The organism is Streptomyces sp. XM83C, assembly GCF_023072675.1.
Taxonomy (GTDB): domain Bacteria; phylum Actinomycetota; class Actinomycetes; order Streptomycetales; family Streptomycetaceae; genus Streptomyces; species Streptomyces thermocoprophilus.
The window spans coordinates 1-1,356 of the sequence record NZ_JALLGL010000579.1; the positions used below are offsets into that span (position 1 = coordinate 1).

Consider the following 1,356-nt stretch of genomic DNA (forward strand, 5'->3'; position numbering starts at 1 on the left):
GCGCTTGGCGAGGACCTTGCCGAGTTCGACGCCCCACTGGTCGAAGGAGTCGATGTTCCACACGGCGCCCTGCACGAACACCTTGTGCTCGTACAGCGCGACGAGCTGGCCGAGCACCGACGGGGTCAGCTCGCTCGCCAGGATCGTCGTCGTGGGGTGGTCGCCCTTGAACGTCTTGTGCGGCACCAGCTCCTCCGGCACGCCCTCGGCGCGCACCTCCTCGGGCGTCTTGCCGAAGGCGAGCGCCTGCGTCTGCGCGAAGAAGTTCGCCATCAGCAGGTCGTGCTGCGCCTTCAGCCGGTCGTCCAGCTCGGCGACCGGACGGGCGAAGCCGATGAAGTCCGCCGGGATCAGCTTGGTGCCCTGGTGGATCAGCTGGTAGTACGCGTGCTGCCCGTTGGTGCCCGGCGTGCCCCACACGACGGGGCCGGTCTCCCAGTCGACGGGTGTGCCGTCGCGCTGCACCGACTTGCCGTTGGACTCCATGTCGAGCTGCTGGAGGTAGGCGGTGAACTTCGACAGGTAGTGCGAGTACGGCAGCACCGCGTGCGACTGCGCGCCGAGGAAGTTGCCGTACCAGATGCCCAGCAGGCCCAGGATCAGCGGCGCGTTGGCCTCGGGCGGAGCGGTGCGGAAGTGCTCGTCGACGATGCGGAAGCCGTCGAGCATCTCCCGGAACGCGTCCGGGCCGACGGCGATCATCAGGGACAGGCCGATCGCCGAGTCGTAGGAGTAGCGTCCGCCGACCCAGTCCCAGAACTCGAACATGTTGTCCGCGTCGATACCGAACGCGGTGACCTTCTCCGCGTTCGTCGACAGCGCCACGAAGTGCTTCGCGACGGCCTTCTCGTCGCCGCCGAGACCCTCCAGCAGCCAGGCACGCGCCGAGGTGGCGTTGGTGATGGTCTCGATGGTGGTGAACGTCTTCGACGCGACGATGAACAGCGTCTCCGCCGGGTCCAGGTCGCGCACGGCCTCGTGCAGGTCGGCACCGTCCACATTGGAGACGAACCGCACCGTCAGATCCCGGTCGGTGAACGCGCGCAGCGCCTCGTACGCCATCGCCGGGCCCAGATCGGAGCCGCCGATGCCGATGTTGACGACATTGCGGATACGGCGGCCCGTGTGCCCGGTCCACTCGCCCGAGCGGACCCGGTGGGCGAAATCGGCCATCCTGTCGAGGACGGCGTGCACCTTCGGCACGACGTTCTCGCCGTCCACCTCGATCACCGCGTCGCGCGGGGCACGCAGCGCGGTGTGCAGCACCGCCCGGTCCTCCGTGAGGTTGATCCGCTCCCCGCGGAACATCGCGTCGCGCAGCCCGAACACATCGGTGGCGGCGGCCAGTTCCCGCAG

At 68.7% G+C, this 1,356-nt stretch carries 1 protein-coding gene; it reads right to left on the minus strand.

Features of this window, described 5'->3' with window-relative positions; translation table 11 throughout:
* The coding region (gene pgi / locus MTQ10_RS30465; protein WP_247473979.1) for a glucose-6-phosphate isomerase at positions 1 to 1,356 on the minus strand (1,356 nt) is incomplete at both ends.